Below are 3286 nucleotides of genomic sequence, written 5' to 3'. Positions count from 1 at the left end.
CCGAGTCCCGCCGACACGGCGGGACCCATCAACTGGGTGACACTGACCCAAGCCCACTCAAAGAGGCGGTCTCCTTTGCTCCCGGAACCGGCACTCCAGGTCTGCCACTGATCCGGCTCAAACTGCTGGGCGACGTCAGCCCCCTGGGTTTGCTTGGGACCAGACTGGTCCCAAGTCTACACATGACCATTCGACGCCACCGCCAAGGCATACGGTTGCTGACGCTGTTCGAGGAAGCTACGGATGTTGGACGCCGAATACACCGTATCGCCGGTGACCCAGGCGGCGTGTACGCCGCCTGTAAAAGCCCGCTCAAGCATGGCAAGCGCGAGTTGTGGCTTGATCGCGGCCCCAACAGTCTCAGGAATCTGAGCCGCTGCACACCGAGCAGGATCATCCACCCAGCTTTTGGACAAAAAGAGCTCGCGGTCGATCAGGGCCGTGCCATGAGGCGTGGCGTAGGCGAGGAAGACCCCAATTTGACAGTTTTCAACTCGCCCAGCAGTGCCGCTGTACTGCCGCCCAACACCAGCGGATTGCGTGCCTTTCTTGAGAAAGCCGATTTCATCGAGGATCAGCACCGCTTCGGGGGTCTGAAGGTGCTTGAGGACGTACTCGCGGAGGTCGCCACGAACGACCTCCGCATCCTACTGTGCCGTGGACAACAAGCGCTGCACGCCGAAGGGCGTGCGCTCACCGATCTGCTCGGCGATCTGCCAGCCGTTCTTGCGCTCAACAGGGCTGAGGAGGGCTTGCAAGTACGCGAGGGCCCGCTGACGTTGTTCACTGCGGGTGAAACGGGACGCAATCCATTGGTGGAGCACCTTCAAGTCAGCCGACCAGTGATGGGGTTGAGACAGAGGGGGAGAGCCTGATCGCCTGACAGAAAGTATGAGAAAGCGTCCCCGGTAGGGGACACTTTCTGCTTGTGAAGACCAAAAGCACCCGAGGGGACGCCCCCCGAATGTATCAAGCCGTGCTCGCACATCTCGAGCATTCCCTCTAGAACGATACCCGCAATGCCCGCACCCTCGCCTGGATGGTCACTGGCTTGGTGCTGTCCCAAAGGGCCTCGCTCTCTGCCTGGCTTCCTCACATTCACTCCCATGCGACCTTCGCTCAGAGCACAGAACGCCGAGTTCGGAGATGGCTGGAAAACCCAGCCATCCATCCCATCAGCATTTACGGCCCACTTGTCACCCGGGCTTTACGCGACTGGGGAGGGCATACCCTCGTTCTGGCCCTCGATACCAGCCTGCTCTTCGAGAAATTCTGCCTGATCCGCGTCTCTGTGCTCTTCCGAGGACGAGCGGTACCGCTCGTCTCACATGTCCTTGAACATTCCAGTGCCCAGGTCAGTACGGCCCATCTCCTTCCCGTCCTCGCTGAGGTCAAGAGTCTCCTCGACTTTCTCGGGCTCCATCAGGTTCGCCTGTTGGCGGACCGAGGCTTTTACGATACGGAATTGATGAGCTGGCTGCAGATCTGCGGCTGGCACTACCGTATTCGCATCAAGTCCAGCCTGATTCTTGCTGCTCCGGATGGGCAGCGACTCTGCAAGATCAGTGAGATCCGCCTGGCGCCACGAGAGACTCGTTGCCTTCAGAACATCACCTTGACAGGGCGGCACTTCGGCCCAGTTCACGTGGCTCTGGCCCGTCCGCTGGACGGGCCAGAGCAGTGGCAGGTCGTCAGTGACGAACCGACGAGCGTGGAGACCTTTGCTGAATACGGCGAACGCTTTCAGATTGAGGAAGGCTTCCTAGACGAGAAAAGTGGCCTGTTTAGATTGGAAGATTCGAAGCTGCGAGATGCCAGCAGTCTGGAGCGGCTGATTCTGGTGCTCTCGGTGGCAACCTTGTTGCTCGTGTCGGAAGGCATTGAGGTGGTGCAGCGTGGGGATCGACGTGCCGTCGATCCCCACTGGCGGCGTGCACTGAGCTACCTCAAGATTGGCCTGCGGGCAGTTCATCACGCGTTGAGCCGTGGTCAAGCGGTTTTCTCGCGTCTGACGCTTCAGGGAGGGCCGGATCCTGAGCCCCCAGGTCAGCGGAAGCGCCCTCATGCCCCTCCTCAAATGACACTGGAGGTCGGCTGGCAGCTCGTTTTCCGTTCACCCTCATAAAATCTGTCAGGCGATCAGGGGGAAGAGCCCGACATGCCTCATGCTAACGCTCTTAACTGCAACTGTAGTATTAGTTCCGCTTCACATAGATGCGCTGAAGAACCTCCCCGTGTTGATCATCCGGTGCTGCATGCCCCCACTGGGGGTACAGAATTTCGAACATAGGAAACGCACTCCCTGCCGCTACGCTGAAACAGATGAGAAGTGTTCTACAAGCCGCCGCGGGTTTAGCCTTGGTCCTGTTAATGGGCTGTAGTTCCCCTGTCCCTTCTTCTCTACCTGATCCCCTGACTCAACCCAGTGGTTCCTCCGTTCCAGTTACTCTCATCACCTTTGTGGCCGATGATGGGCATATCGAGGACATAACCCGGTTACTGCCGATCAGCCAGGAATTAAACGTCCCGATGGTATCGGCTGTCATCAGCCAGCAAGTGGGTTCAACAGGGTTTCTCAACGCAGCACAAGGACGCCAGCTGATCGATGCAGGCTGGGAAATCGCCAGCCACACTCTGAGCCATCCTCATCTTCTGCCACTCACCGATACACAACTCGCCAGAGAGATTCAAGAGAGCAAAGCGCGATTGGAGGCCTTTGGTTGGCCGATCCAAGCGCTCGTATACCCCTATGGTGATCAGGACAGCCGAATCCAGCAATTTACACAGCAGGCGGGGTACAAGGCAGGAGTAGGCACGCAGTCCGGAATTAACGTGACTCCCCAGCGTCTGGCGCTGCAGCGGGTGGCGATGGGAGCTTATGCGGGTAAAGCCGCTGCTGAATCCAATTACAAAGCGCGTGTGGATGAGGCGCTGAAGGCGCATGGCTGGCTGATTTTCATGCTTCACCCGTGGCATCCCGACCACACCGAGGCGCAGCAAAATGCTCTAAGAGCCACCATTCGTTATGCTCAATCGGGTGGGGCGCAGGTCGTGACCCTCAGTCAGGGTCTTGCAGTGCGAGATGCTGAGGCAGTGCGCGCCGGGCAGTAACCTAGTGGGTCACTTGCCACAGGCATAGTCTTTCACTGGACGGCCTGAAGGGTCTGCGCTCCAGAACCTCCCAGAGGATGTCTCCGTGCATAGGCTCGCTGACGGCGAGCCTTTCTTTTTCCGCCCCAAACGAACGGGGTCGGGCATGCATTCCATCCTCGCGCCGTCGCCTCCA

General features: G+C 58.9%; 2 protein-coding genes and 1 pseudogene. 2 read left to right on the top strand and 1 reads right to left on the bottom strand.

Annotation, left to right across the window (positions count from 1 at the left end; translation table 11 throughout):
• Window positions 1-860 (bottom strand): annotated as a pseudogene (locus tag F561_RS28480) (IS701 family transposase); the annotation flags it as partial.
• A gap of 179 nt (window positions 861-1039) precedes the next feature.
• Here F561_RS28480 and F561_RS30445 point away from each other — a divergent pair.
• A complete protein-coding gene (locus F561_RS30445; protein ID WP_157452168.1) occupies window positions 1040-2125 on the top strand; it encodes a transposase in 1086 nt (361 codons plus the stop codon).
• 335 nt (window positions 2126-2460) lie between these two features.
• Complete coding sequence (locus F561_RS27645; RefSeq protein WP_169389578.1) at window positions 2461-3111, top strand: polysaccharide deacetylase family protein; 651 nt, start codon at window positions 2461-2463, stop codon at window positions 3109-3111.
• Window positions 3112-3286 lie beyond the last annotated feature (175 nt).

The organism is Deinococcus aquatilis DSM 23025, from assembly GCF_000378445.1.
Lineage (GTDB): Bacteria > Deinococcota > Deinococci > Deinococcales > Deinococcaceae > Deinococcus > Deinococcus aquatilis.
The sequence above is the reverse complement of the archived record's forward strand: the minus strand, read 5'-3'. Positions and strand labels throughout refer to the sequence as shown.